The 26,703-nt window shown below is 62.6% G+C and carries 24 protein-coding genes and 1 pseudogene; 9 read left to right on the top strand and 16 right to left on the bottom strand.

The genetic code is table 11. The features are described from left to right. Positions 1-26: 26 nt before the first annotated feature. Together N5D30_RS16780 and N5D30_RS16775 are read right to left on the bottom strand one after the other, a co-directional pair. Complete coding sequence (locus N5D30_RS16780; protein WP_279909860.1) at positions 27-1,781, bottom strand: glycosyltransferase; 1,755 nt, start codon at positions 1,779-1,781, stop codon at positions 27-29. After that, on the bottom strand, positions 1,778-3,061 hold the full coding sequence (locus N5D30_RS16775) for a hypothetical protein (protein WP_279909859.1): 1,284 nt from the start codon (positions 3,059-3,061) through the stop codon (positions 1,778-1,780). The genes N5D30_RS16780 and N5D30_RS16775 overlap by 4 nt, the downstream gene beginning before the upstream one ends. A 179-nt stretch (positions 3,062-3,240) precedes the next feature. Here N5D30_RS16775 and N5D30_RS16770 point away from each other — a divergent pair, with 179 nt between their 5' ends. Next, the gene (locus N5D30_RS16770; protein ID WP_279909858.1) at positions 3,241-4,290 is read left to right on the top strand and encodes a nucleotidyltransferase family protein; all 1,050 of its coding nucleotides are present in this window, start codon (positions 3,241-3,243) and stop codon (positions 4,288-4,290) included. Between the two features lie 9 nt (positions 4,291-4,299). Here the strand turns inward: N5D30_RS16770 and N5D30_RS16765 are convergent, their stop codons facing one another. Continuing rightward, positions 4,300-5,265, bottom strand: a complete 966-nt coding sequence (locus tag N5D30_RS16765; protein WP_279909857.1) for a class I SAM-dependent methyltransferase — start codon at positions 5,263-5,265, stop codon at positions 4,300-4,302. Between the two features lie 258 nt (positions 5,266-5,523). Between N5D30_RS16765 and N5D30_RS16760 the strand changes: the two genes are divergently transcribed. The 8 genes from N5D30_RS16760 (at position 5,524) to N5D30_RS16725 (ending at position 15,268) form a co-directional block, all read left to right on the top strand. Beyond that, a complete protein-coding gene (locus N5D30_RS16760) occupies positions 5,524-6,750 on the top strand; it encodes a hypothetical protein (protein WP_279909856.1) in 1,227 nt (408 codons plus the stop codon). Beyond that, the gene (locus tag N5D30_RS16755; protein WP_279909855.1) at positions 6,750-7,676 is read left to right on the top strand and encodes an NAD(P)-dependent oxidoreductase; all 927 of its coding nucleotides are present in this window, start codon (positions 6,750-6,752) and stop codon (positions 7,674-7,676) included. The genes N5D30_RS16760 and N5D30_RS16755 overlap by 1 nt, the downstream gene beginning before the upstream one ends. After that, complete coding sequence (locus N5D30_RS16750; RefSeq protein WP_279909854.1) at positions 7,673-9,055, top strand: hypothetical protein; 1,383 nt, start codon at positions 7,673-7,675, stop codon at positions 9,053-9,055. Before N5D30_RS16755 ends, N5D30_RS16750 begins: the two co-directional genes overlap by 4 nt. A gap of 19 nt (positions 9,056-9,074) precedes the next feature. Beyond that, complete coding sequence (gene asnB / locus N5D30_RS16745) at positions 9,075-10,916, top strand: asparagine synthase (glutamine-hydrolyzing) (protein ID WP_279909853.1); 1,842 nt, start codon at positions 9,075-9,077, stop codon at positions 10,914-10,916. Next, the gene (locus N5D30_RS16740) at positions 10,909-11,907 is read left to right on the top strand and encodes a class I SAM-dependent methyltransferase (RefSeq protein WP_279909852.1); all 999 of its coding nucleotides are present in this window, start codon (positions 10,909-10,911) and stop codon (positions 11,905-11,907) included. The genes asnB and N5D30_RS16740 overlap by 8 nt, the downstream gene beginning before the upstream one ends. Continuing rightward, entirely contained in the window at positions 11,904-13,181 is a 1,278-nt protein-coding gene (locus N5D30_RS16735; protein ID WP_279909850.1) for a hypothetical protein, read from the top strand. The genes N5D30_RS16740 and N5D30_RS16735 overlap by 4 nt, the downstream gene beginning before the upstream one ends. Further along, on the top strand, positions 13,178-13,966 hold the full coding sequence (locus N5D30_RS16730) for a WecB/TagA/CpsF family glycosyltransferase (RefSeq protein ID WP_279909849.1): 789 nt from the start codon (positions 13,178-13,180) through the stop codon (positions 13,964-13,966). Before N5D30_RS16735 ends, N5D30_RS16730 begins: the two co-directional genes overlap by 4 nt. Before the next feature lie 81 nt (positions 13,967-14,047). Beyond that, positions 14,048-15,268 (top strand): O-antigen ligase family protein, encoded by a 1,221-nt coding sequence (locus N5D30_RS16725; protein WP_279909848.1) that lies wholly within the window; start codon positions 14,048-14,050, stop codon positions 15,266-15,268. A gap of 299 nt (positions 15,269-15,567) precedes the next feature. On the opposite strand, the gene N5D30_RS16720 is transcribed toward N5D30_RS16725, so the two are convergent. From N5D30_RS16720 to N5D30_RS16660, 13 genes and pseudogenes are all read right to left on the bottom strand, one after another. Beyond that, positions 15,568-15,954 carry a hypothetical protein gene (locus tag N5D30_RS16720; RefSeq protein WP_279909847.1) on the bottom strand — a complete coding sequence of 129 codons (387 nt, stop codon included), beginning with the start codon at positions 15,952-15,954 and terminating at the stop codon, positions 15,568-15,570. A gap of 198 nt (positions 15,955-16,152) precedes the next feature. Next, positions 16,153-16,590, bottom strand: a complete 438-nt coding sequence (locus N5D30_RS16715; RefSeq protein WP_279909845.1) for a hypothetical protein — start codon at positions 16,588-16,590, stop codon at positions 16,153-16,155. A 113-nt stretch (positions 16,591-16,703) separates the two neighbouring features. After that, a complete protein-coding gene (locus N5D30_RS16710; protein WP_279909844.1) occupies positions 16,704-17,105 on the bottom strand; it encodes a hypothetical protein in 402 nt (133 codons plus the stop codon). Continuing rightward, on the bottom strand, positions 17,098-18,429 hold the full coding sequence (locus tag N5D30_RS16705) for a hypothetical protein (RefSeq protein WP_279909843.1): 1,332 nt from the start codon (positions 18,427-18,429) through the stop codon (positions 17,098-17,100). The genes N5D30_RS16710 and N5D30_RS16705 overlap by 8 nt, the downstream gene beginning before the upstream one ends. Before the next feature lie 34 nt (positions 18,430-18,463). Then, a complete protein-coding gene (locus tag N5D30_RS16700; protein WP_279909842.1) occupies positions 18,464-19,522 on the bottom strand; it encodes a hypothetical protein in 1,059 nt (352 codons plus the stop codon). A 201-nt stretch (positions 19,523-19,723) separates the two neighbouring features. Continuing rightward, positions 19,724-20,743, bottom strand: a complete 1,020-nt coding sequence (locus N5D30_RS16695; RefSeq protein WP_279909841.1) for a hypothetical protein — start codon at positions 20,741-20,743, stop codon at positions 19,724-19,726. A gap of 16 nt (positions 20,744-20,759) precedes the next feature. Beyond that, complete coding sequence (locus N5D30_RS16690; RefSeq protein WP_279909840.1) at positions 20,760-21,818, bottom strand: hypothetical protein; 1,059 nt, start codon at positions 21,816-21,818, stop codon at positions 20,760-20,762. A gap of 8 nt (positions 21,819-21,826) precedes the next feature. Beyond that, entirely contained in the window at positions 21,827-23,131 is a 1,305-nt protein-coding gene (locus N5D30_RS16685; RefSeq protein ID WP_279909839.1) for an HNH/endonuclease VII fold toxin-2 domain-containing protein, read from the bottom strand. Between the two features lie 3 nt (positions 23,132-23,134). Next, positions 23,135-23,524: a DUF4150 domain-containing protein gene (locus tag N5D30_RS16680; protein WP_279909838.1), complete on the bottom strand. Its 390-nt coding sequence runs from the start codon at positions 23,522-23,524 to the stop codon at positions 23,135-23,137. Between the two features lie 2 nt (positions 23,525-23,526). Further along, positions 23,527-24,558 (bottom strand): hypothetical protein, encoded by a 1,032-nt coding sequence (locus N5D30_RS16675; RefSeq protein ID WP_279909837.1) that lies wholly within the window; start codon positions 24,556-24,558, stop codon positions 23,527-23,529. Further along, positions 24,555-25,661, bottom strand: a complete 1,107-nt coding sequence (locus tag N5D30_RS16670) for a DUF2169 domain-containing protein (protein ID WP_279909836.1) — start codon at positions 25,659-25,661, stop codon at positions 24,555-24,557. Before N5D30_RS16670 ends, N5D30_RS16675 begins: the two co-directional genes overlap by 4 nt. A 10-nt stretch (positions 25,662-25,671) precedes the next feature. Next, positions 25,672-26,190 carry a DUF6484 domain-containing protein gene (locus N5D30_RS16665; RefSeq protein ID WP_279909835.1) on the bottom strand — a complete coding sequence of 173 codons (519 nt, stop codon included), beginning with the start codon at positions 26,188-26,190 and terminating at the stop codon, positions 25,672-25,674. Beyond that, positions 26,180-26,703, bottom strand: a pseudogene (locus N5D30_RS16660) (hypothetical protein); the annotation flags it as partial. The pseudogene N5D30_RS16660 and the gene N5D30_RS16665, both read right to left, overlap by 11 nt.

Genomic DNA, 26,703 nt, shown 5'->3' with positions numbered 1-26,703 from the left:
TCCAGACGATACAGGCCTGCCGAAGCTCATGAGCCCACGGCGATCAAGGATTTGGGCAGCCCGAGAACACGCTCTCTGACGATCCGGGCCTTCGGCAGCAAGGCCCGCAGCTCGCGCCGCGATAGAAGTCTCGCACTGTCCACCAGCGCTTCGGCTTCATCTCTGCTGGATGCCCGCTGCCAGTGGCCGAGATCCATCCGGCGAACCAGCCAGACCCTGGCCCGGCGCGGCAGCCAGTGAAAGAAGGGTGTCATGCAATGGGGCTCCAGGGGACACCAGAAATCCGGCGTCTGCAGGAAGTAGTCATCGGCCACACGCTCCAGTTCCCGGGCGAACTTCGCTATTCGATCCGGCCCACCGACATGCTCTATGACGGAATTGGAGTGCGCCACATGGAAGGCCTTGTCGGGAAAGGCGCTCAGGTCGCAGCCGTCGCCTTCGACGAGCCTGAAACGAGGATGGATCGCGACCTGCTTGTCCTGGCTGATGTTGATCAGAGTGATCGAGACACGGCGCGAGTCCAGATAGTCCTGGGGGACGATGTTCCAGTAGCGCTGCGTCCCGCCCACGTCCACCAGGTTGACGCAACCATGACGCGCATAGGCCTCGTCGATCATCGCCAGGAGCGGCCCGATGCGCCGGGCGCGCATGCGCGCTCCGAACGAGCGGGGATTGTCGTAGTCGCTCAGATAGGTGGCGAGTCGTTTCATGAAGCCTCGCGCGGGGCGCTTACGGACCAGCTTCAGATACGCGGCGGCCAGCTCCGGTGCTTTCCGCTGCCAGGTGAAGCCGGCCCTGACCGCTTCCACGACATGGCCCGGCACGCTGCCGCGCGCGGCCCGGTCCAGACAGGCGCCCAGTGCGGGAATATCGCCGATGGGGAATACCGCATCCCACCCCACGGCGCCGGTGATGGAGCGGCAGCCTTCGATATCCGAACAGGCAATCGGCACTCCCGCCAGCAGTGCCTCCAATACCACCGTCGGCATGCCTTCGCGCTCCGAGGCCAGCACCATCGCATCGCAACCCGCCATCATCCGTGCCGAGGCGGCGTCATCCTGCCAGCCATGAAAATGCACGCGTGCCGCGACAGCGGATCGCTCGGCCAGGACCTCCAGCCGGGTACGGTCCTCACCGCGCCCTACGACGTGCAACACAGCGTGCTGCAAAGACGGAACAGACAGAGCGGCAATCACGTCATCGAGCCGTTTGACCGGATCGAGCCGACCAATCGACAGCAGTGCCGGTTTCCCCTCGAGGCGCTCGCCTGCCGTCTGCCCTGCCCCACGTCGGTCGTCGATGCAGTTGGGCACGATCAGCACCTTGGCCGGACGGAGGCCACGCCTGGCCAGATCGACCAGCCAGCCCTCGTGCAGCAGCACCACCACGCCCGAACGGCGCACCAGGAAACGTTCGACCGTCAGGTCCCAGCCCCTCTTGAGTGCACGCAGCACGGGGCCACCAGCGTCGTAATAGCAGTGCGGCGTGTAGACCACCGGAACACCCCGTAGCCACGCCAGCAGGGCTGCTACCGCGGAGAAAGGCGTGCGCGCGCCATGCACGTGGACCACGTCGCTCTCCCCGATGGTGCTCCACAGGCAGCCATAGCCACCCTGCCGAACGTCGCAAGAAACATCCGCCACGTCTACCTTCGGGGCGAGCAGGGCCAGCTCGATGTCCCGATCGTCCCGCATGGCGTTCGCCAGCCCCTGGATATGGCGTGCCACACCACTCGAAAGGGGCTCGAACTCCTTGCTGACATGAAGTACCCGTAGCGTCATTGCGTAGACTCCGGCGATGACCGTCCGACCTTGTGCAGCAGTCGGACGAGTCCGCCCGTTTCTGCGGAAAAGCTGGCGCGCAACCACCGAGCCTGGGCCTGCGCGGACTCCTCGCGAAAGACTGCATCGCGTTGCAGTCGGTGATAGAGCGCAACGGCCTGCTCCGCCGTTTCGGCGCGCAGCGGCGGAGACAGCATGGCACGGGCGGCCTCGTTGCCTTCGAGCGGCAGCATCAGGCCGACCACCCAGTGTCCCGCGGCGGCGGCCTCCAGCATGGCGGTCGAGCAATATCCCATCACCACGCGCGGCGGGCATGCTCCGGCTCGCAATTCCGAATGAGGGGGGCGTCTTATAGCACGCGCGGTGTCGCCGACATACGGCTCGCGCTCCAGCGGATGCAGCAGAATCCGCGCCTGCGGATCCAACCCTGCCAGTGCATCGGCGAAATCCCGCAAGGCGGGGCCTATGTGCCGCCCCAGTATCTGGGCGTGGGTCTGCGACAACAGCGACAAACCATGGGGAGGCTCAAGCACCGGGCTCGCGGCCGTATACCGCCCCAACGCATCCTCGACGAGCCTGTCGGCCGCAGCCCCCATGGAGCGGAAGGCATCGCGGCTGCGGCCGCCCCATATCAGGTACCAGTCGGCCCGGACGGGAAAGAACTCGTCGGTAGGCACTCCGTGCTGCAGGCAGATGGCGGGCAGACCATGACCAAGAGCGGCCCGGCTCATCAGGTCGAAATCGTTGTGCAGCAGCAGAACTCCCGCGCTGCCATCCAGGGTTCGGCCCAGGCTGGCCCGCCAGAGGTACCGCCGCGCCAGACAGCAGGCCAGCAGCAGGGGCCATCGCCTGAGCAGCGCTCCACCGAAGACACGCAGGGCGGCCAGCAGAGTCGCGCCCTCAGGACGCGCGGGACGGACGACCCGCAGATGGGCAGGAAAGCTCGCAGCGGGTAGCCGCGGGTGGGCAAGGATGACGGGCTCATACGCCGCGGCGGCGAGCGATGGCAGGCTGTGCTCCTGCGTGATCCATCCGCTCGCGCCCTGCAGGGTCGTCACCAGGATGGCCTGGCGGGCTTCGCCAGGCCGCAGCTCCTGGCCGGAATGCCGCATCAGCAACCAGGCGTCTCTCAGCAGAGCACCGAAGGCTCTCATGCCCGCCACGAGGGGCGCCCTGCCTTCCGCCAGATAGAAAAGCTCATGGCGCACGTCAGCCGCTTCATCGCCATAACGCAGGCGCAATTCCGCAAGGTATTCGGCGAACGATCGCGACGGCTTCAAGTGGTAACATCCTTGGCTCGGTGGCATTACGCTACAGACGCCGAAGTGCATTGCCAACCTGCCTCAGGTGACCCCTGCCGATCATGCCCTCTTTCCGAACCCATCCCACCAGCGGCAGCGCGCGTCGAGACGACGCTCTCCGAGCATGCGATGCATCGTTGCGCTGCACCTTGTGGCTCATGGGTTTCGATCACACTTTCGAGCAGGTTCCGGCGGCGGAGCTGCAGTCCTTCGTGAGACACCATGGCATCGCCGGCCTGCTCGATAGCGCCCGGGTCGAAGCGCTCGGGGAGGCATGGACGGCCTCGCTGATGCAGGAGAAGCGACGCATCGCGTTCCGGGCCTTGCAGCTGGGCGCGGTGCTCAAGCTCGTGGTGACGGCGCTCGCCGACCGGGGCTTGCGGCCGGTGGCGCTGAAAGGCCCCGCACTGGCCATCCAGGCCCACGGCTCGCTGAGTGCGAGGGGGGGCGTGGATGTGGACATATTGATCCCGGAGCAGCATTGGCCGATCGCGCTCGACGTGCTGGAACAGCAGGGCTACTTGCCCGCTCCGGGGCAGCACCTGCCGCTTCCCAGGGGCACCCATGAGCTGGTGCTGCAGCGCCAGAATCAGCCTCGCGTCGAACTGCATCAGCGCTTGTTGCGCCATCAGCACCTGCTTCCCGACGCTACCGATCTGAGCCAGGCGGTCGATATCCAGGGTACCTCTGTCGCAAGCCTCGCGCCGATACAGGCCCTGCCCTACCTGGTCGCCCATGCGAACCAGCATTGTTTTCGCCGGCTGATCTGGCTGATCGATATCCACGCGCTGCTGCAAAACCCCGAACTGGATGCGGAGCGGACCGCGCGGGAATTTCAGCGCACCGGCACCTGCGCAATGCTCGATGTCTGCCTCACCCTGCTCGACGAGCTGTTCGGCACGACCGCGGCGGAGCCGCTGCAACGGGTTCGCCGCCCCTGTCGGGCCAGCCGGGCTATGGCGTCGCTGGCGCTCGAAGCGATCCGGGGCTCGCTCTCCGATGATGAAGTGGCCAAGCGAGTCGGCCCGCTCAGGCGAGCGGCCATGGATATAGCCCTGCAAGACAGCTGGCACGCGCGCCTGCATGCACTGGGCGGCTGGCTGAGCCCTACCGGCAAGGACAGCCAGTGGGTGACCCTCCCTCGAAGCCTGTCCTTTCTGTACCCCCTCATACGCCTCGTCAGGGTCCTGATACGCCCCGCCAGGTAACGGCTCCCCTCAGGATTTACGCAGAGCCAGCCTGGCCAGACGAGCCGCCGAACGCGGATAGCCATTGCGCAGGCTGAAGGGCCGGATCTGCGCCTTGATGTGCCGGGCCAGCTCGTGCAGCTGCTGCGATGTCGGCGCCTGCATAGGCTCTGCAGGCGGCTGCGCCTCCAGGCGAGCATAAACCCGCAGATTGCCTTCGTAGATGCCGTATGGCTCCCGACAGCTTCGCTGCACGCTGAAGCCATTGCGCCGCAACAGGGCATCCAGGGTCTCCTCGCAGAAGTAGCTGCGATGAGAGACATGCACCTGCTGCAGCCCCAGCCCGCGCCAATCGGCCTGGATATCCGGAACCTCGATGACCAGCCAGCCCTGCGGGTCGATCAGCTCGGCGAGCCGGCGCAATGCCCGACCGGGGTCCTCCAGATGCTCCAGCACATGGAACAGGGTGATCAGCTTCGGCGCGAACGGCAGTTCGGTGCTGTCGCTCAACCCTTCCGCCCGGACCTGCTCGCCGAAGCCGAGAACATGGGCGGCATGCTCCCGCTGAGGCCGGCCGGGCTCCAGGCCCATCAACCGTTCGCAGCCATGGGCGCGGCAGGCGTCGAGAAAGAACCCCAGCCCAGCCCCGATATCCAGCACGGCGTCGAACGCACCGATGACGGATGAAATCTCGCTGTATCGATACCCCGCCATCAGGCGGTAGTCCCATATCGCGCTGGGCGGGGGTGGCTGGACCATCAGGCGAGGATAGACACGCTCGTAGAACACCGACTGGGCTTCGCCGCTGAGACCGCGGGCCAGGTAGACCAGACCACATTTCCGGCACGCCGACAGGTCCACCGCCAGGAAATAGCGATCGCGCCGCCAGATCAGATGAGGCTCCCGCCCGCCGCAGCCCGGGCAGGGAAGCTCCGTCATGCGCCGGTCGAGCGTCTGCAAGTCGGCGATCAGGGAAAAAGGTAGGGTCGCAGGCATCACGATGGCTCGCGCGTAAAGAATCGAAATCTGCCGGTACGTCGACCTCCCGCGCAAGCATTATCTTCGCGGCCAGCGCCGCGCCCGCAGGATGGCCCGGGCAACGGAAAGAACAGGCCCCGGCGCACCGGAGCGGCCTGTCGGCCAATTGCAACGCCCTTGCGCCTATGGCAAATTCCCGGCACCTCAGGGCATGAATGTACGACCGGATCGCGGACGGCCGGCAGGAGGCCTCAGCACTTCCTTCAGGTTGACCCCATGCACACCACGGCAGTACGAGCCCCCCACGCACCTCAGGAAGACGAACTCTCACTGGGCGAGCTTGCCCTTCGTGTACTGCGCTTCTATCGACGCTTCGGCAGGCTGCTGCTCCTGCCAGCCCTGCTGGCCGCCCTGGCTGCCGCGGTCTGGATCGCCGGACGCCCCCTGTATACCGCCACAGCCCTGGTCGAAGTACCGGGAGTCACCCTCGAGGAGTGGCGGCAGGCCCAGTCCTTTCTCTGGGACGAACGCTGGGTGGATCGATCCTTCGGGGATGGCGGCGATGCGGTCGACATCGATACCAGAATCCTGCGGCAAAACGCGTTGAACGCGTCCTTCTGGAGCAGTACCGTCCGCTACCGCTCGGCCCTGAGTCGGGACGACATTCGCGAGATACCGCCCGCCGAATTCCAGAACACCCGCGGCATAGGCCTGGAACTCACCCTGAGAGTACGCGATGCGCAGCAGTCGAACCTGACGCTCGACAGGCTGGCCCAGCACATCCGCGAAGCGCTGCTCGCCAACAGCCTGATCAGCCTGGTCCGCGATGGTCAGGCGGCATTGGCCCACCGTCCCAAGCTCAGTCTTGATCTGCTGCAGACCGACTTCGAGATAGAGCAGGCCCAGCAGCGCATAGAAGACATGCAGCGCCTGCTGGAGCGCTATCCCGAGCTGCGCCGAATGGAGAACAACACCGTCGTCTCGGTCAGCGACGGCGGTGGCAAGTACCTCGCCCCGCTGCCCCAGATCGTGGCCCTGGAAGCGACCATCTCCGAGCTGCGGGCCAAGTCGCGCAAGACCCGGCGCGAGTTGGAGAAACTCAACTGGACGGCACAGCTGCTGGCGGGCCTGGACCAGACGATCCGCGGCGCAGCCTCGGGCGACGACATCATCGGGAAGCTGCAGGACAACCGCGCCAAGCTCCTCGCAGCCCACCCGCAACCCTCCGCCATGGAGCAGGAAGCCACCGAGGACATGAACCTCAAGCTGGCCCTGGCGGAAGCCCGGCAGCAGGCTATCGGCATCAAGACCCGCTCGGCCCTTTCCAGCACGCCGGTAAAAGTGCGCAGCCCCTTCTGGGTCGGCCTGTTCGTGTTCTGCGCGACCTTCGCCGGCCTGTCCCTGATCCTGGCCACCCGCCTGGCCCTGCGGCCGGAATACCGCCCCGTGGGCTGGCTTCCGGCCCCGTTGCGTCGACGGCTGATTCTGGAGGAGCCGACCTGATGCGCCTTCTCGTGACCGGCGGCGCCGGGATGCTGGGGCGCAGAGCCACCCGGCAATGGCGCGCCGCGGGAGGCGAAGTCGCCGTGCTCGACGATCTCTCGAGCGGCCTGCCGATGCCCGAGGAAGCAACGCTGGCGGTGCGTGGTGACCTGCGGGACGACGATACCCTGGCCGCCCTGCTGAACGACTTCCGCCCGACCGCGATCCTGCACCTGGCCGCCGTGCACCACATTCCCACCTGCGAGACCCGCCGCGCCGATTGCCTGGACGTGAACGTGGTCGGCACCGAACGCCTGCTGGCGGCCGCGGAACAGGCCGACATAAGGCGCGTGGTGATCGCTTCCAGCGGCGCGGTCTACGCCTGGCAGGACAGCCCACTCTCGGAACTCGACAGCCCGGTCGCGCCCTGCGACAACTACGCGCTGTCCAAGTACTGCAACGAGCAACAGCTGAAGTTCTGGAGCGGCCGTGGCGAACGCATTGGCAGGGTCGCGCGGATATTCAATGCCATCGGACATGACGATCCGAACGGGCACCTGATTCCGGAAGTGCTGGCCCAGCTGCGCGGCTCGGCCGATGGCCGGGTACGGCTGGGCAACCTGACCCCACGGCGCGACTACCTGCACGCCGACGACATCGCCCGCGGCCTGATCGCCATGGTCAACGACTCCAGGCACGACGTACCGTTCGATACGCTGAACCTGTGCTCCGGCGTCGAGCATTCGGTGGAGCAACTGGTCCTGCAGCTCGGCCGGATACTCGGCCAGCGGGTCGAAGTGGAAGTCGATCCGGCGCGCCAGCGTCGGGTCGATCGCCCCAGCCAGCTCGGCAATCCGGCACGCACCCTCGAAGTGCTTGGCTGGCAGCCGCGGCTGCGATTCGACGAGGCCCTGCGCCGGGTGGTGTTCCCGGACAGCACCCAGTGAACCCGAGCCCACCGGGACCATCGCCCCAGCGCGGCCCCGAGCCGGAGCCGAGCTCCGGACCAATCGCCATCAGGCACTCACTGCTGCTCGCCGCCTCGACCTATGGCCTGGGTCAGATCGCCAATTTCCTTTTCCAGTTGCGGCTGCTAGACCAGTTGGGCCCGTCGACCTATGGAGCGGTCGGCCTGGCCCATCTGCTGCTGATCACCTCGATCTTCCTGGCGGACCTGGGATATGCATCGCTGTTCCTGCGCGAGCGCGGCGGCTCTTCGGAGTGGGAGCGCACCTGGCGATACGCGCTCGGGCACCGGCTGGTCGCCACCCTGCTCCTGCTGGCAGCGGTGATGATCGGCTGGATGCAGTGGAGCGACGATGGGGCGAGCCGGCAATACCTGGCAGGCGCCGCGGCGGCATGCCTGTTCGCACTGTTCAACTACTCCTCGCCGATGATCGTCGAAGGCAGACGCCTGGGCGGATTGCTGGTGGCGCAGATCGCGTGGCCTTCCGCCCTCGTCATCTGGTGCCTGCTGCAATACGCCCCGCCCTTGTCCACCTCGGCGGCGGCCGGCATCTCGGTGAGCCTGGGCTATCTGGTGCAGGCCCTGGTAAGCGTGATCTGCAGCCGTCGGCTCCGGCTCTGGCTACCGCTAGCCGGCAAGGGGCAACTGGGCTCGGCCTTCCACCTGTCGCTGCTCAGCGTATGGGGAACGCTCCATGATCGGCTGACACCCTTTCTGCTCGCCCCGCTGGCACCGACCTTCCTGCCCTTCTTCCTGATCCTGAACCATGTGCTGAGCGGTCTCTCCGGCGTGCTCGCGCAATTTTCCCGGCTGCTGCTGCCCGAGGCGCAGGAACGTCAGGGCAGACGTCATATTCTCTCCGCCGCGTCCCTGGTGTGCTGGGGCAGCACCGCCGTGATCCTGGGCGGCCTGCTGCTGCACGGTCTGGAGCTGTCCAACGATCAGCGTCAGTGGCTGGCGCTGAGCGCGATCGTATTGCTTGCCTGGGGCGTGTCGGCCTCCAGCGGTTTTCTCAGCATATTGCTCATCGGCGCCCGCCAGGAGCGGCCGCTCTCCAGGCTGCTGGGCGTGGGGTTGGCGCTCAGTGCATTGCTGCAGGCAGGCGCGGCCTGGATCGGCGATGCGGACTACCTGTTGTGGGCCCGTGTGCTCGGCCTGCTGGCCGTCCTGGCGGGCCTGCTCGTGCTGCTGAAACTGCGCCCGAGCCCCTGGGGCATGGCCGCACTGTCGCTGTCCGTGCTGGCCTGCGCCCTCGGCATATGGCACTGGAGCATGGTGATAGGGCTCGTGCTGTTGCTGCCGACCCTCGCGGCCCTGTGGCGGCGATCTTCCTGTTATGTTGAGGCCCCCCTTCGATGAACACCTTCGAGCTGCTGCCATGTGCGGACTGATCGCTGTACGCGCACTCGGCGCCTGCGACGGCCTCGAGCAACGAACCCGCCAGGCGCTGGCCAGCCTGGCCCGGCGCGGTCCGGACGCCGAAGGCCTGCTGATGGTCGACCAGGCGCCGGCGACGCTGCTCGGCCATCGCCGGCTGGCCATTCTCGACACCAGCAGCGCGGCCGAACAGCCGATGCGCTGCCCGGTCAGCGGCAGCGTCCTGGTGTTCAACGGCGCGATCTACAACTTCGTCGAGCTGCGCGAGGAGCTTCGCGCACTCGGCTGCGTCTTCGTGACCGACGGCGACACGGAAGTGCTGCTGCAGGGCTGGCGCATCTGGGGTGAAGGCGTCTTTTCGCGCTGCAACGGCATGTGGGCGGTGGTGCTGTGGGACGCCCCCAGCGGAGACCTGGTGTACTGCCGCGACCGCCTCGGCGTGAAGCCGCTCTACCTGCACCATGACGGCAAGCAGGCCACCCTGGCCAGCGAGATTGGCGCCATCGCCCTGATGCGCGGCGGCTATCCGGCGCCCAATGCGGAAAAGATCTTCGATTTCCTCATCACCAGCTTCTCCGAACAGGGCACCGCCACCTTCTTCGAAGGCGTTCGGGCCGTTCCCCCGGGCCAGGTCTGCCGCATGAGCAGGAGTGGACGGTTCAGCGCGGCGCCCTACCATCACTGGCCGGAACCCGGCAGTGCGCCGCCGCTCTCGCCGGAAGAGGTCCGCGCCCTGGTCGAGAGCGCCGTGAGCCTGCGCCTGCAGGCGGATGTGCCCGTGGCCAGCCTGCTTTCGGGCGGCCTCGACAGCTCCATCATCACCCGCGTCGCCCTGAATGCCTCGCAGGCCCCGCGGCAACGGCTATCGGGGGCGTTCACCTATGGCTACAGCGACGGCGAACAGGCCGAGTTCGACGAGTCGTCCCGCGCCACCATGCTGATGCACGGCGGCGGTCACGCCGACCTGCACCACGTCCTGCGCTTCCACCCGATCCCTTCGGCCGACGAGCTGATGAGCCTGGTGAGCGTCCAGGGCGAACCCTTCAGCACCCCCTCCGCGCTCGCCAGCTTCCGCACCTACCGCGCCATCAGCAGCCAGGGCTACAAGGTGGTGCTTTCCGGCGAGGGTGCGGACGAGCTCTTCGGGGGATACATCGCCCGCTATCACACCCTGGCCACCCGGGACGCCTTCATGGCCGGCGACTGGCGGCAGGTGGCGCGCTTGCTGAAATACCGCACCTTCTCGCCCGGCCTGCTGCTCAATCGCCTGGTCTGGGACCTGCCGTTACCACTGGTGGGGGCCTTGCTACGGCGCCACCGGCCCAGCGTCGGACTGATCAACGACGATCTCTGGGCGGCGCAACGGCATCGGCTGGAAGCACTGCAGGACAGCATGCAGGGCAACCTCGAAGACCGGTTGCGCCAGGATGAGCTGGACAACCTGCTGCCCATGGCCCTGCGCATGGCCGACCGCAACAGCATGAGCGCCGGCATCGAGCTGCGCAGCCCGTTCATGGACCACCGGCTGGTGGAACGTGCTTTCGCCACGCCCGCCCTGAAGCGGGTCGGAGAAGGACGCTCCAAGGCGCTGCTCAGGGATGCGTTCGCGGGCGTATTGCCGCAATCCCTGATCGAGACGCCCAAGAACACCGGCTTCGGCCACGCGGAACAGTTCCTCGTGGCGCGCTTGCCGTGGCGCGAACTCCTGGACGATCTGCCGTCCGGGCTGACGGACTACATCGACGTGGACGGGCTGCGGACAGGCCTCGCAACAGGCAACCAGCACAGCACCCTGTGGCTGGCGTTGTCGGTGGCCCTCTGGTACCGGAGCATCTATGCCTGAGCGGATCGACGACTGGGGGCTGGCGCCCGATCTGGGTCAGTGCCGCCCCTGCGGCGCCACCGAGGCACAGCGACACTTCTGGCCGGAGGTCTACGCGGAGTCGGGCCAGCAGCTGCGCCGCTGCGGATATTGCGCCGCGGTCTACCTGGCCCCCGGTTTCACCCAGGCCGGGCTTTCGAGGTTCTACGCCGGCCCCTATCGTCGCCTGTTCCCGGCCGAAGTTCCCTGGCGCAGCGTCCCCCGCTTCTTCGCCTGGCGTGGCGACGCCGAAGTCGCACGCCAGCGCCTGTCCCTGATCGAACCGAAGCTGCCCCGCGACGGCCGTCTGTTCGAAATGGGGTCGGGCTTCGGCGCGTTTCTCGGCCAGGCCGCAAGGCTGCGCCAGGACCTGCGCCTGAGTGCTAGCGAGCCGGATCTGTCCCACCGGGAAGCCTTGCTGAACCAGGCCGACGTGGCCTTCATCGACGCCCTGCCGGACCTGCCCCCCGGCAGCCAGGACGCGATAGTCGCCTTCCATGTGCTGGAGCATCTGATAGACCCACTCGGCTTTCTGGAACAGGCGGCCATCGCCTTGCGGGCGGGCGGCCAGCTGTGGATCGAAGTACCTGACCTCATGGACGACTGGCGGACGCGCCTGTTCGTTCATCCGGCCCACCTGAGTTACTTCTCGGCGGACAACCTGCGCCGCCTGGCCGAGGCGGCCGGCCTGGAGGTGATCCACTGCGGCTCGCATCCGCTGGCCTCCCTGGCGGGCACGCTATGGCTCGAAGCGAGGCGCCCGGAGCACCTGGCCCGTTCACCCGTGGCGCCGGCCGCCACCGAGGACGTGAGAGCCATCGACCGCTGGATAGAACGGGTCGGATGGGGCTGGAAGGACCGGCTCAAGACCAAGGCCAAGCGCGTGGCCCTTGTGTTGCTGGGCCCTGGCCTGGTGGGCGAACTGCAGCGCTGGCGACAGCATCGTGACCGCCTCAGGGAATCGTCTCGATGAGATTCCTGGTGCTCGCGGTCATCGTGCTGTGGATTCACCTGGGCGATCTCGTCGCCGCCTGGCTGTACGGTGGTGGCGACTGGCCCGAGGCGGGCATGCTGCGCCCGGTGCGCGACCTGCTGGTAATCCTTGTCGCGGGGCTCTGCCTGCTCACGGTGCGCCTGCCGAAGACGCTTCTCGTGCCCATGGTCGCCTATGGCGGCATCGCCCTGCTCTACTTGCTGTTCAGCCACGGCGACGCTTCTCTTGGCATTCGCATCGGCTCGCTTGGCACGTTGCTGATCCCGATGCTGCTCTTTCTGGTGGGCTACTACTGCATCCGGCGACCGGACCAGCTACGCGGATGCGCTGCGCTGCTGGCGACCCTGGCCATCGCCAGCATCGCATTCGGTGCCTGGGAGCAGAGAAACACCTCCTTCTGGATCGAGACGATCGACTACCCGAGCTACATGCTGAACGTCAAAGGCATGCTGCTGGGCGGCAATCCGGCGAACGGACTGCCCTGGAACTTCTATGGCGGCACGGAATTGGGGCGCCGCGCCGCGGGCCTTCTGGCCTCGCCGCTGGCACAGGGCATGTTCCTGGCCGTGGCGTCCCTTGCCACCCTCGCCTGGCTGGATCGCCGCGCCCGCTGGCTTGGTCTCGGTCTGGCGGCGCTGATGTTCCTGGGCATCTGGATGTCGGGCACCCGGGGCGCGATGCTGGCGGCGAGCCTGGCCCTGATCGGCTACCTGGCCACCGGCACGTCGCTGTTCCGCAGCGGGCTCTCGCGTCTGGTCATGGCGGCCTCCGCCCTGGTGGCGATAGGCGTCGCGTCGTACGGCATCGTGCATACCAGCGTCAACTTCCTCGATGGTTCGACGATCGGCCACTGGGAAGCCCTGCAAAAAAACCTTGCGGATCTATCGAACGTGCTGGTCGTAGGCGCCGGCCTGGGCGCACAGGGCGCGGTGGCCGCCCAGGAAAGCCGCCCCGCCATCGGCGGCGGCGAAGGGGCAATCTTCAGCATCACCTTCCAGCTGGGCCTGCCGGCCGCCCTGCTGTTCCTGTGGTTCTACGCCAACCTCGCCCTGGCGCTGTGGCGCGGCTACCGCATGCATGGCGACCCCATCGCCCTGGCGGCTTTCTGGCTTTCGTTCGGCCTGGCCACTACCTTCATCAGCTCCGAACACATATTGACGGTCTCCGGCAGCGGAGCCTTCTGGCTGCTATGTGGCGGAGCGCTACGCAGCCTTTCCAGAGCACCTCACCCAGCATCCAGGGAGCCACTATGAATACGGAGCCGGGCCACACCCGTATCACCTTTTTCGGATGTCCCCTCGACCTGATGCCCGTGCAGGACCTGCTCGACGACGTGAAACGCGCGCTGGCCGGCGAATACCGGCTGCGACTGGAAGGCCTGAACGTCGCCAAGCTGGTCGATGCGCGCCGGGATAGCCTGCTGATGACCGCGCTGGAAGAGGCGGAACGGGTCCATGTCGATGGCGCCGGCATCTCGCTGGGGCTCCGGCTTCTGGACATTCCAGCTCCGCCGCGCCGCGCGGGCATCGACCTGCTGGGCGACTTGTGCGCCCTGGCGGCGGATACAGGCGCCTCGGTCTACCTGCTCGGTGCACGCCACGACGTGGTGGAGCTGACGGCACGCCGCCTGCTCGACAGCTACCCGGCGCTGCGCATCGTGGGCACGCGCGACGGCTATTTCACGGCAGAGGAAGAGGCCGGCGTGGCCGAAGCGATTCGTGCCAGCAGCGCGGATATCCTGTTCGTCGGCATGAGCTCACCCAAGAAGGAGGTACTGCTGCAGAAGCACTGGCCGACCCTAGGCGTGAAGATCGGCATGGGCGTCGGCGGCTCCTTCGATGTGCTCTCCGGCAAGCTGCCGCGCGCACCACGGTGGGTTCAAGTGATAGGGATGGAATGGCTGTTCAGGCTGCTTCTTGAGCCGCGCCGCCTGCTGTGGCGCTACGTGAGAACCAACGGTACCTATCTGTTCCTGCTGGTGCGCGAAAAGCTCAAGCTCTCCCTCACCCGCTTGGCCGGATCACGCGGCGGTGCGTAGCGAACAGCGCGGGGCTCGGCCCCACCAGTCGCATGGTGCGACGATCCCCATTCGTCATCCGAATCTGACCACGGTCTGCCCATGACACTCGATCATCCAAGACTCTCCCAGGCAGGTTTCGTGCTGCTCATGGTGGGACTGGTCGCGCAGATCAGCGGCCTGCTCCTGAACAACGATGGCAGCCGCTATGCCACGCAGACGCATTGGCTGCTCTTCGCGCCAGCCCTGCTCGTGCTGCTCGCCGAGCGGTTGGCCCTGCCCTTGTGGCGTCAACCTTGCTCGCTCGCGCTACTGGCGCTGCTCGGTTTCGTAGCTGTCAGCGGAGTCCTGCGCACGGATGCCGCACACTCGCCCGGCTACTGGCTGAAGATCGCACTGTTCCTCCTGCTCTATACCTTCGCCGTAGCGCGCCTTACCCAACTCAAACGAATCGACAAGGTACTGCTGATCACGGCGACGGTAGCCGCCGGCTTCGCCTGGCTTACGCTCATCCACCAGTTCGTCATCCTCGACAAGCCCTTGAGCTATGACGCCATCAGGAGCGGCGGGCGCCTGTTCGAACTGGGCTGGAATGGCCTCGCCGACCTGGACCACCCGATCATCGCGGGCCTCTACTACGGTTTCTTTTCGCTCTTCCTGCTGCACCTGGTGGTGGAAAAAGAACTTCGGGGGATCCCCCTGACGCTCGCCCTGGCAGGCCTTGCCGGCCTGCTGATGTACCTGCTGCTGACCTTCTCCCGTGGCGCCTGGTTCTCGCTCGCGGCAGGTGGCCTGACGCTGCTCCTGCTGTCGCCAAAGGCTCGCGCCCGGCAGTTGCTGTTCATCGGCGCACTTGCCCTGGTGGTCATGGCCATCTATTTCTGGCCGCAGATACAGAACGAATGGCGCATCGGCACCAGCCGCCGCGACCTGATCTGGCTCAACTGGCTGGAGCGGCTACCCGAGTTCTGGCTGCTCGGCGAAGGCCCCGGGCAAGACCTGGTCTATCGCTACCCCTGGGGAGACAAGGTGCTGCACGCGCATAGCCTCTATCTCCAGCTCTGGTACGAATACGGCATCGCTGGCATCGCCTTGTTTCTGCTGTTGCTCGCCACCTTGCTGATGAAAGCCTGGCGAATGCGCCAGGACGCGAGTGCAAGAATTGCACTATCCCTGCTGGCTTTCGCAATGGTGGCCATGATCTCGGATGTCTACGCCGTGTTCCATCGCCCCAGTCCCTACTGGGTCATCCTGTGGTTGCCGGTCGGCTTGATCATGGGGTTGAAGCGATCGGAGGGTGAGACTGGCAATCGCTCTGGCTGAGGAACCGAGGGCAGATATTGCGTGGCAGCCTGGCTAGAGCCGCCCTGGGCTTCGGGAGGTCATAGCACTTGTGTCAAGGATGAACCAAGGCCTTGAAGTTGCTCACAAGCTTATCAACATACTCACGGCCAACGTTTTCTATCGCATAAATCATAAAAAAAGAGGCGCTTCATCACCTGTGTGGTTTTTCCCATTCCTTTTGATTTGAACAACAAAATATCGCACAGCGAACTATAGAGGATAGTGCAGGAACTCTTCCTCGACATTTTCCAAATGAGGCATTCGAGACTTGCGCCAAGCTAACAACCTTGCACCTGTCTATGACAAGTCTTTCTCACTATTTCAAAAATTCTTCTAACATTTCTGTTATTTTTAAAAACTTGCACATCTTTTACATGTGCAAACTGCTTGCAAGCAAAATCAGTTGCCACTCTTGAGCCCTGCATGCTGGCGCACACACCCATGTCTGTCTCAAGCGTCAGAATTCTCGGAGATCTTTCATTCATAAAAGAAAAGCGACACACACAAAAATCATTCACCACAAGAGCACCATTATCAAAATCGTCGACATCAAAAAAGACGTCTACTTTATTAATATGCTCCTTAACCAGTTTCAGAACAGGCCCCAGCCTAAATCCAAAAAAATCAACACCGCTGCTCCATAAATCACCCTTATGGAAATACAACTTAAAATTAACACCCTTTCCAAACTCACAGGATGGTATTTCTCAAGAAGTGAGTGCTCGCCTGTGGAGCCAACTCTATCGTACCCTAGCAGCAACAGCTCATCTTGACTCTCAAGAAAGGCTTCATTCCCCAGCCCCTTGCAACTCCACCATTAAAATAAATAGAAAAAACCCTTCTTACATGATCCGCTATGTGTTTCATGCCAATCGGGACTTGCTTTCAGCCAGATAGAAATCCATGTATTTCCTGTCTCTGCCTTGAAATGGACGCTTGCCAAAATTCTCAAACAGAAACCCAAAGCGCTCATAAGCCACATCAAGATTTCCCGCCTCGTATTGCACTACACCTGCGATCATGGCAACTGTGCCATCGTTTGCCGAGCCGAATGAAAGTGCCAGAGGCTCCAGCCATGGCTGAGCATCATGCGGTCTCTCAGTCTTCAAATAGAAACCGATGATCTGCTGAATAACCAATTGCCCGAAATCCCTCTCGTGCTGCGGCACAGGCAGTGCCCCCCAGGCTTGAAGCAATGCTTGCTCGGCGGCGGAGTCATTCCCATCGTTGATCTCGTGTCCTGCCAAACCGAGAAGACCCATGATCCGGTTGCGCAAATGGGTATCAGCTTGTTTGGGCATGTCTTTATCGTTTTGTCAGATGAGGTATAGGGATGCCGCAAATGGTGGCCCTGGCAGCGCCTGTAGCACATGCCACTGCGACAAGCACATCTACAGCCACTCGCCCTGCTGTTTCATATCGCCCAGACAGGCTTGACCAGACAATCCCTGATGTTCGCTTCAGGAGTCGGGGTCAACGGTGCCATGGCGTTCAGGAACGCGGTACTGTCCAGGCTGCCTGTCAGTGCTTCGGGGCTACCGTAGTGGATCAATTGTGGTCCCTCATAGACCCAGAGCAACGGCAGAGTCTGCGGCATGAAGTCGCCCAACAGCTCTCCATGCTCCTCCAGATTCAGCCACAACCAGTGCTCCGCGCGAGCCGGGGCGCGAGCCAAGGTCGCAAACTGGGGCTGAACCGACTCGCAGCGGCTGCACCACTCGGCACCCAGGCCTATCACCAGGCGTGTGCTGGTGTCTTCTAGATAGGCGGCGATCCTCGCTGCATCGTTCCAGGGATCAAGCAAGGGCTCAGTCATACAGCGCGACTCCGAGGCAGGTGATCTGCCGATGGGCACGTTCACGAATATTGATGGGCTGCGCTCGACCATATCGAGCGCTCAGCACCGCGGCCAGATGGCGGGTGCGTTGATCACCCTCAAGCAGCAGATTCAGGCAGTGTTGATGATCGAGTACCGCATCGTCTCCCAAGGCTTTTCCGTATAGCAGGCGCTTGCCTCTGGGAAGTTGCGGGCCTTGTTCGCTCCACCAGCGCCGCCACAGAACAAGGTCTGGATACGGCATGCCGGCGAAGTGGCCAGGCTTTGCCGACGCTGCAGCCTCGTCCATGCCATGGGCATGAGACTGCTCAAGGAGCTTGCCTTGACCGGTCAGGGTATGCAGGGCCCAAAGCGCTCCCTGGGCCAGATCCGCCTGGCTGGCCATCTCCAGCAACAGGTGGGCGTGACTGAAGTCGCCATGCCAGACGATGAACTCCAAAGCATGGCGGTCGGATAGCCGATCCAGCAGGTCGGGGATGGCACCGTGCCCCAAGGGCAAATGCACAGCCAGGGTACGCAGCCAATTCCGCAGGCGTCGATCCACGGCACTCTTTTCCCGGCCGTGGGCCTCGTGCAAGGCCTGAGCACACTCGATGACCGTTATCCGAAGGCTGTCCAAGGCGGTGTCTGACTCACCCGCGGCCAGCAACAGACTGCTGGCCGCGGCCCCTCGTACGCGCAGCGCCGGGTCGTGCAGCGCAGCCAGCAGGGTCTGCCGCGCCAGAGAAACCTGGGATTGCACCGCCAGGGTTAGTGCCTTGCAGCCGGCAACGCGCATCTCCAGCTCCACAGCCGTGCAGGCCGCGAGGGCCACCTCAGTCTGCAACATGCCTACACTGGTGGCGGCACGCAGGGCAATGGCCTTGAGCAGCGGGGATTCGGCATGGGCCAGCCAATGCTCGATCCAGGGTGTGTAGGCCTGACCGAGGGATGTAGTCATCCAGGCCAAGGCCGACACCAGGCCACGCGCCAGGCGCTCGGGCTGCTTCGCTATCAACGGCCACAACACCTGCAATCGTTCGCCATCGCCATGGGTCAACCCCAGCACTGCGCAAACGAACGCCTCGCCAGGCCCCTGCCAGCGCTTGAGGGCCTGCAACGCCTGTTGCCAGCCCTCCTCCCCAGCCACCACCACACCGTCCAGATGCGCTTGCAGCAGGCGATCGACATGTCGCAACCGAGCCAGATCCAGATGGGGCGACTCGATAGAGCCGTCACGCTGAGCCCAATAAAAAGCCGCATCGCCGACATGGCGCTGGACCAGCGGCACAATGGCGCTGGCGACAAGAGGTTCATGAATCATGAGAAATAGGTCATCCGGTCAGTTCCGATGGCACTCAGGGGGCAGGATTCGCCTGATCCAGTTCCAGAAGACGTTCCATCACCGGAAAGGAAACGATCGAGTGCCACTGGCCATTCTCCTTGAACGCCGCACCACCCAAACCCGCCAACAACAGCACGCCGTCACCGGTATAAAGATGCCCGGCACATGAGCCAATATCGTCCGGCAACCGGGCGCGCTCGACCTTGCCGTTGTGGATGGTCCAGACGCCATAGTCGCTGGTGCACCAGACCCGATCCTCGTACCAGACCATGTCGCGGAAACCCAGGGAGATGCCACCGCGGTGAATCTGTTTCCAGCGCTCGCCGCGGCCCATGAAGGTCAGGCCCTCGTAGCCGGAGATATAGACATTGCCGTCTCCACCGCAACAGACCGACTGCAGGGGCTCGTTGGTGGGAAAGGCGATGGGCGTCCAGCGATTGCCATCGAAATGCCAGACATCGCCACTACCACCCGCAGCATAGATATCCTGTTCGTTAAAGCCGTCGAAGTCATCGAAACCACTGAAAATGCCGTTCTCTCCTTCATTTTCAAGAGTGGGAAGCCCAGCATTAAAAGATTGCCAAGTACCTTTATCCAATCGCTTGCCAAAGGAGCGACGCCCACCACAGGCATAAAGCCACCCCTCAAGCGTTTTCAAGCGGCGTAGCCCGCCTCTCAGAAAATCCGTCGAAGGCCCTCCCAACGATTCGTCCTGATAGGCCGGACCACTTCCGGTAACAAATACGCGCTCTTCCATGGAGGGGAAAACGGCCGTGCGCTCCGCATTAATCGATTGATTAAGCGGTTTTTGGGCGCCCCCAGTGATAATACTTTCCCAGCCATAAAGTCTAGTATGAAACCATTGCTTACCGGCAGGCTCGCTACGAATATAAGTGATTACAGCCTTGGGCCGAAGCGAAGGATCGTAACCTTCAGCGGCCTCCTCCTCAACCTGCTCATCCGTCAGCACTGGCTCCAATATAAAGATAAATACACCCTTGCTTCTTATTGAACAATCTCTAAAGAAGCTACTTTTCAGTATTTTTCCATATTCATCCAATGTGATCAGCATTTAACCAACCCTAGGCGTTGGTGATTTCTTATCGTCAGTACTTGCTCAGCGCCACAGCCTAAACTTGCCAGGGCCGTCAGTCGGAATAGGCTCTTGTGGTACACCGGTTGCATTCTTGTAGTGATCATTGCACTGTGCCTGCGGAAGCTAGTCGTAGCTACTTTGAGCGCACTCCAACTGCTGGCGCATTTATATCCAGAGTTATCCCGCCTCTACCAAGGTATCCATCTCGTAGGTATTTAAGATAAGCGTCCAATTCTGCCCGTCATGGTAGGCGGCGCCATTGACACCTGCCATCAGCATCACACCGTCCCCCACGGAAAGATGGCCGGCGCATACCGCTATTCCCGAGGGGAGTTCCGGTCTGACGACTTTCCCATCTTCGATGCACCACAAGCCATAGTCACTGGTGCACCAAACCTTGCCGGCATGCGACACCATGTCATTGAACGGCAGCGACATATATCCGCGCTCCAGCATGGTCCACTGATCACCGCGACCTTTGAACACGGTTCCGGACTGAGCACCGATATAGACGAAACCATCACCCGCGCAGCAGATAGACTTCAGGTACATATTGGAAGGGAAGGCAATCGGGCGCCATTGTTTCCCATCGCAATGCCAGACACGCCCCTTCCAGCCTATTGTGTAGAGATCGTCATGGGCAAAGCCGTCGATGTCGTCGAGCCCCATTTCTATCACTGCATCCGTATATTCGTCGTCAGTCGGATTGATAGGGATCGGCAGATTGAAACCAAGAGATTCCCACTGATTACGATCCGTACGGCGACAAACCGTGTGAAAGCCACCAACCGCATACAAGTATTTCTGGATGGTTCTCACACGATGTACGCTACCGCGTAGCGGCCCTTCCTTACTTTTAGGTATATCGTCTTGCATTTCAGCGACGCCACCGCCTATGGCATAGACATGGCCAGAGGCATCTACGCCTATGAATTGCTCCATTGGAAGCAAGGTCACTCCGGCGTGAATACGCGAGTAATTCTTTAAGGTTTTTCGCCCCCAACGGCCCTCTTCTGGCTCGGAGAGAATAAATGAAATAACTCTTTTGAGGACGGTCTCTTGCTGGGTGGGACCTGCACGGCTGCCCTGCTCTTCATTTCGCGCAATAAAATAGAAAATATCTTTATTTCTGACGACACAGTCCGTCACCCTGTAGCCATACCAATTTCTGGCGTAAGTTTTCTTATCTATAAGCACTCTAAATACTCGATGCTCAGGGAGCGGAACTCGCCTGATCCAGCTCCAGAAGACGTTCCATCACCGGGAAGGAAACAATCGAATGCCACTGGCCGTTCTCCTTGAACGCCGCGCCCCCCAAACCCGCCAACAACAGCACGCCATCACCGGTATAAAGATGCCCGGCACATGAGCCAATATCGTCCGGCAACTTGGCCCGCTCGACCCTGCCGTTGTGAATGGTCCAGACGCCATAGTCGCTGGTGCACCAGACCCGGTCCTCGTACCAGACCATGTCGCGGAAACCCAGGGAGATACCACCGCGGTGGATCTGCTTCCAGCGCTCGCCGCGGCCCATGAAGGTCAGTCCCTCATAACCGGAGATATAGACATTGCCGTCTCCACCACAACAGACCGACTGCAGGGGCTCGTTGGTGGGAAAGGCGATGGGCGTCCAGCGATTGCCGTCGAAATGCCAGACATCGCCGTTGCCGCCCGCGGCGTAGATATCCTGTTCGTTAAATCCATCAAAGTCCCTAAAACCGCTATAGATGCCGTTTTCGCCTTCATTTTCAAGGGTGGGAATCGCTTCGCTGAAAGACTGCCACGTACCTTTATCCAGGCGTTTTGCGAATGAACGTCCGCCGCCACAGGCATAAAGCCATCCATTGATCGTTTTCAAGCGGAGCAATGCGCCCCTTAGGAAATCGCCCTTCGAGGCTGTAAGCGACTTATCCTGATACGCTGGACCACTACCCGTAACAAATACTCGGCTTTCCATTGATGGAAAAACCGCAAACTGCTCTCCATTGATCGATTGATTGAGCGGTTTTTGGGCTGCCCCAGTGATTGTAGACTCCCAACCGACAAGCGGACTCCAACCCCATTGTGTTCCTACGGCCTGATCCTTGAAGAAAGTCGCTACCTGCTTAAGCCTAAGAGAAGGATCGTAACCATTCGCTTCTTCCTCCTCAATCTGCTCATCGGTAAGGTCGGGTTCGGTGATAAAAACAAAGATGTTCTTATCCCGCACTGAACAATCCCGAAAAAACGTACTCTTCAAGAATTTCTTATATTCATCCAAAGTAATCAACATAAGCCCCCTTAACGCTCTTGATCATTAGATCCTGATTCAGGCCAATTTCTAAATTCGCCAGTGCCATCAGCCGGAATGAGTTCTTGCGACACACCACTTGCATTCTTGCAATGCTTGTAATGAGCATCGAGTTGTGCCTGCAGGCAGGCTGCGTCACACTGACGAGCGCCGGCTTCGCGCACAGCCTCAATCCCAAGGCTGCTGGCGTCTTTATAACTAATGGTATTTGGTGATGCTTTATTCTTTTCTCTTGTTTCTCTGTAAACGCGAATTTTCTCTTTTAAATTCTGATGCGCAGCCCCATGGCTTCCCCAACCAGCGCTATTACTCGTACCCTCAAGACAAATTACTGGTGCATCACCATGGTCATAACCCGGGCAGCGACCAGCCGTCATGGAGTCGGGCAAGATATGGTGACCAGTCTGCCCCGGGCAGCAACCTTGACCATGTCGAGCCTGTGCAACAGCTTTGGTGGGTTTACCATCGGTATTCTTATATGGCACCAGCATGCATTTGCGGGCCCGGATGCAAGGGTCCATCTGGGCCAGCAAGGTCATCAGATTGGTCATTGCCTTGACGGGGTTGTCTTTAATATCCGCCAGGATCTCTTCAACCTTGTCGTCTATATCCCAAATGGACTCGAAAGCCTGCAGAGCGGCCTTGCCTTTATCACCCGCTAGGTCGGCAAGCAGTTTGGCCGTGCTGTATAAGTCATACGCCGTCCAGAGTGCCATCAGTATCGGCACTATAATCGTTTCTCCGCCTACAGCACCGATAACGCCCTTGGCGGCCATTTTCAGGGCCATTTCCTCCATGATGTCATCGACTATCTTGGGGGATACCATCTCTCTCGCCACATCGGCCAGCTCCCCAACCGCATCCTTGAGCATGCCGAGCCAGGCCATAATGCCGCCATCGAGTTTATCGGCAACTTCTTCCAGTTTCTTCTTTATACCTTCGATTTCGGGAGAGTTCTTGAGAGAGCGGTTAGGAGTTATCCACAATCCTGAACAGTGATCGTCCATCCAGGCATTACCCGATGTAGCACTGGTGCTATTGTCACGGTTGTAACCCGCACTACCCTTGCTTGCCTCATCGAACTTCTCTGTTGCTTTTGCAATCGCTCCGCCCAAACCTTTTCTTTTCGCACGCGGTTTGTTGTTCTTTTTGTCTTCCTCACTTTGTGCGGGCTCGGGCTTGCACTTTTTCTCGATCAGACTCCGCTCGGTTTTGCATGGCACCTTGGCATTGGGGGTATCGATGTAGTACGTGCCGGGCGTGTTGGCCGCCGTCTTAGGAACTGGACTGGCCATGAGTCACCCGTGGTTATGCGTCATGGGATCGGTATGCCGGCATACGTTCAGGCCCTCGATCTTCACGTCCGGCGACCAGTCGGTGAAGTAGGCCTTGCCGGTGATCACCGCGCTGTTGAGACCCATGCCCAGGTGGTTGGTGGCGGCTTCGTTGCCAGTGCTGTTGGCCAGGTAGGAGACGTCCTTGAGGGCCACCGGAGTGCCGCAGACGAACACGCTGGTCGAGCCGTTTTCCAGGTTCCGGGCATAGGCGGTGTTGCTGTACGGGATGAGGACAGGACCCGCGCTGGGTTCCGGTGGGCTCCAGCAGGGGTCGGGCCAGGCGGCCGCGCTGACACCATCCGCAGCCTTGGAGCAGAACTCGTTGTCGTTGGCGTAGACGTGGGTTTCCATGTTCAGCTTCCGGGCAATGGGTGGGGAGCCAAGGCCAGGGCGGTACGGGTGCCCTCGTCGTTGGCCAGGTGTGCGAGGGCGAATTGCCCGGGGGCGTCGGCCTGCAGCAGCAGGCGGCTGGCCCAGGCCAGCATCAGTGGGCCGGTGGCCGCGCCGACCTCGCCTACGCAATCGGCCAGGGTCAGGGTCTTGAGCGAGCGCAGGCCCTGGCGGCCGAGCCGGGTGAAGGCGTTGCTCGCTTCGCGGGCGAAATAGCCCTCGCCGTTCTGGTCGGAGAAGCGCAACTGCCAGGTCCCGGGCGCCACGGGAGCGTTTTCCAGGGCCTGCCGCAGGGCCTGGGTCAGGCCCATGGCGCGATTGGGCACGCTGCCATCGGGGCGGCCCTCTTCCCGGGCCACACCCAGGCCCTGAATCGCCACGCAACTCGCCACAGGCTGAGCACTGAGCAACACGGCCGCTGCGGCTTCTCCGGGAAGGAAGCCATCGGAGTTGCCCGGCACCAGCAGGCGCTGCGCCGATAGGTAATGGCCGATGGTCGCTGCGTCGAGGTAGCTGTCGGCACCGACCAGCAACACCTGCCTGGCCTCGCCCGCAGCCAGCCACTGCGCAGCCAGCTGCAACGCCGGCCCAAGGCCGGCACGACCGTTGGCGACGATGCGCGAGCGGTTGTCGAACCGACAGCCCATGGCTTGTTGCAGCCGCTCGTAGATGTCGCGGTATCGCTGGTCGTCGCTGTGCGGTCGCTCGCGCTCGGCGGCCAGCAGCAGCAATGGCGTGCTGGCAAGATCGGTGCCCGGAGCGCCGGCCAGGCACTCCTGAATAGCCAGCGCGGCCCAACGAGCCAGGCGCGAGTTGCCCCAGATGTCGACGTCGTGCAGGCAGGCGACGCGGATGGGCTCGCCGGTCGAGCAATAGAAGTGGCTCTCCTGGAAGTGATCCAGGCCGGCGCGCAACGCGCACTCGGTGGCGTCCAGACTCATGCCGACCGCGCTGCAGGCGCCGGCCGAGGTGATGTACAGCGGTGCATGGCTCATGCTCCAGTGCTCCCGGCCGACTGACCGCAGGTGCTGCAACCTTCGATGCCCAGGGTCTTGCCGCGCCACCATTGAGGGTCGACCGGCCCTATGGCGATGCTGCCGAATTCCTGGATGCGCCGGAGGATCGGGGTACTGGTGCGCCACACCGCCGAGAAGCGCTGCTGCTCGGTTTCGAAGAACAAGGTGTCGACCACCGCATTGGCGGTATGGGTGCTGTAGTCCTTGCGCAGGATGCGCACGGGCATGTGTTTGAGTGCAGGAAGATGAAAGCGCACATCGGGTCGCCCGGGCACCAGGTTCAGAAGGACCACGTCCTCGCCGCCCTGGGGGAAATCCATCTGCTGGTCTTCGGGGGCGACCTGGTGAAAACGCTCGTCGAAGTCATCGGGCATGAAGGGAAAGACGTTCTGCTGCCAGTGTTCATCGCAGGTGCCGGCATAGCGCAACCTCATCGGCCACTGACGGCCCAGGGCACCGAGTGCCATGGGCCGGTGCGTGGCATCCGGCCGTCGGATCGGGTCGTCCAGGGCCTCCAGGCTCGGTGCGGGGGCGTTGGCCAACTGATCGAGGCTGTGGCGCCCGGCCCAGCCGATGCCGACCGGGTTTTCGAGAAAGGTCTCGTGCAGTTCCTCGCCGTTGCGCAACCGATAGGCATGGCTGCCGCCAAAAGCCAGGTCGTAATGCAGCGGCATGCGGGTAAACGGTTCAGGCGTGCTGAGCACGAAGCCGCCCAGCGTCTTGCGCCAGTAACGGCGCCCACAGACATTCAGGGCCTTGGTCAGGGGGCCGACCCTGAAACCCACCCCCAGATGCCGCACGGGCTTGCCTTCCGGGGCTTGGGCGCAGGCGTCGAAGAGCAGGTCGCAGCGCGGTTTGAACCGGTAGATGTCGCAGCCATAGCGCAGGGCGGACATACCGGGGGCGCCGGTGAAGTGATCGGTATGGCTCAGGGGTTGCGCGGGCAAGGGGCGCGGCCGCTGACCGGGTGAAGGGATGCTCCAGGTGGCCTTGGCAACCACGACCAAGTGCTCCCGCCCGGTAACGTCATGGGCCGTGGACACCGAGACATTCAGGTGTTTGCTGCCTACGAAGACTTCCATGTTTTCGGAATCAGTTGATTTGTACGGAACCGCCACGGATGCGCTGGGAGGCGCTGGCATGGCTGGTGATGTAACCACCGCGTAGCTGGATATGACCATCGGCCGTGAGCAGGATCACCGCCTCGCCGCAGCGCAGTTCCAGTTCACTCTCGGCCTCGATGACGATGCGTTCCGCGTCACGGCGGATTTCCAGTTCGTTGGGTGCGGCAGGGGCAGGAGTCGCCAGCATCAGTCCTAGGATGATAGGTCTGTGAGGGTTGGCCGACTCGAAACCCAGGGCCAGGGGGTGGCCGACGTGCTCGGCCCCGAGCGCCACCAGGCTGGGGGCGATCAAATCGTCGAGGCCGAACTGTGGAATGGCAATGTGGACCCTGCCATCGGCATCGATCGCCGATAATCGACCAATGACGATACCCTCTGCACGCTCCGGTATCTGGGCGCGATTCTGAGCAGGGCGCTGCAGCAGGTCGTTGAGCGGAGTGGTACTGTCAGCACCGGTTTCAGACGGGCCCCGGACCTCAGTTTTCAAGGATCTTGGCTCCTTTCAGGGTGATATTGCCGTCGGCCTTGAGCGTCTGTTCGCCAGTCATATTGACCATCAGGTCATGGCCATTGACCGTGATGGTGCCGTCGCTTTTCATCACCAGAGTCGATTGGCCCACGTTCAGGGTGATCGTGTCCTTGTCCATGGTGATGCTGGAGCCACCACCGGAAGATCCCCCACCCTGCCCTTCACTGGGCGCGACGATGTGCATGGGTTGGCCCGCGCCTGCAGCAGGCCCGCTACCGCCGCCCCCAACGTTGAGGGTGTACTGGCTACCCACCGTGGTGATCTTGTCCCTGCCGATCTGGCTGCTCTGGTTCACACCAACCAGGGTGTTCATCGTCATGCCGACGTTCAGGCTGTACCCCAGCCCGACGTTCTCCATGCGCCCCAGCCCGACGTTCTGCAGATAGGCCATGCCGATGGTCTCGGTCTTGTTCTTGCCGACTCTCGTCGACCAGTTCTTGCCGATACGATCGCTCTCGTTCAGGTCCACTG

This window comes from Pseudomonas sp. GD03875, assembly GCF_029840585.1.
GTDB lineage: Bacteria > Pseudomonadota > Gammaproteobacteria > Pseudomonadales > Pseudomonadaceae > Aquipseudomonas > Aquipseudomonas paralcaligenes.
Note: the sequence above shows the minus strand (reverse complement) of the source record. Positions and strands in the feature narration are given on the sequence as shown.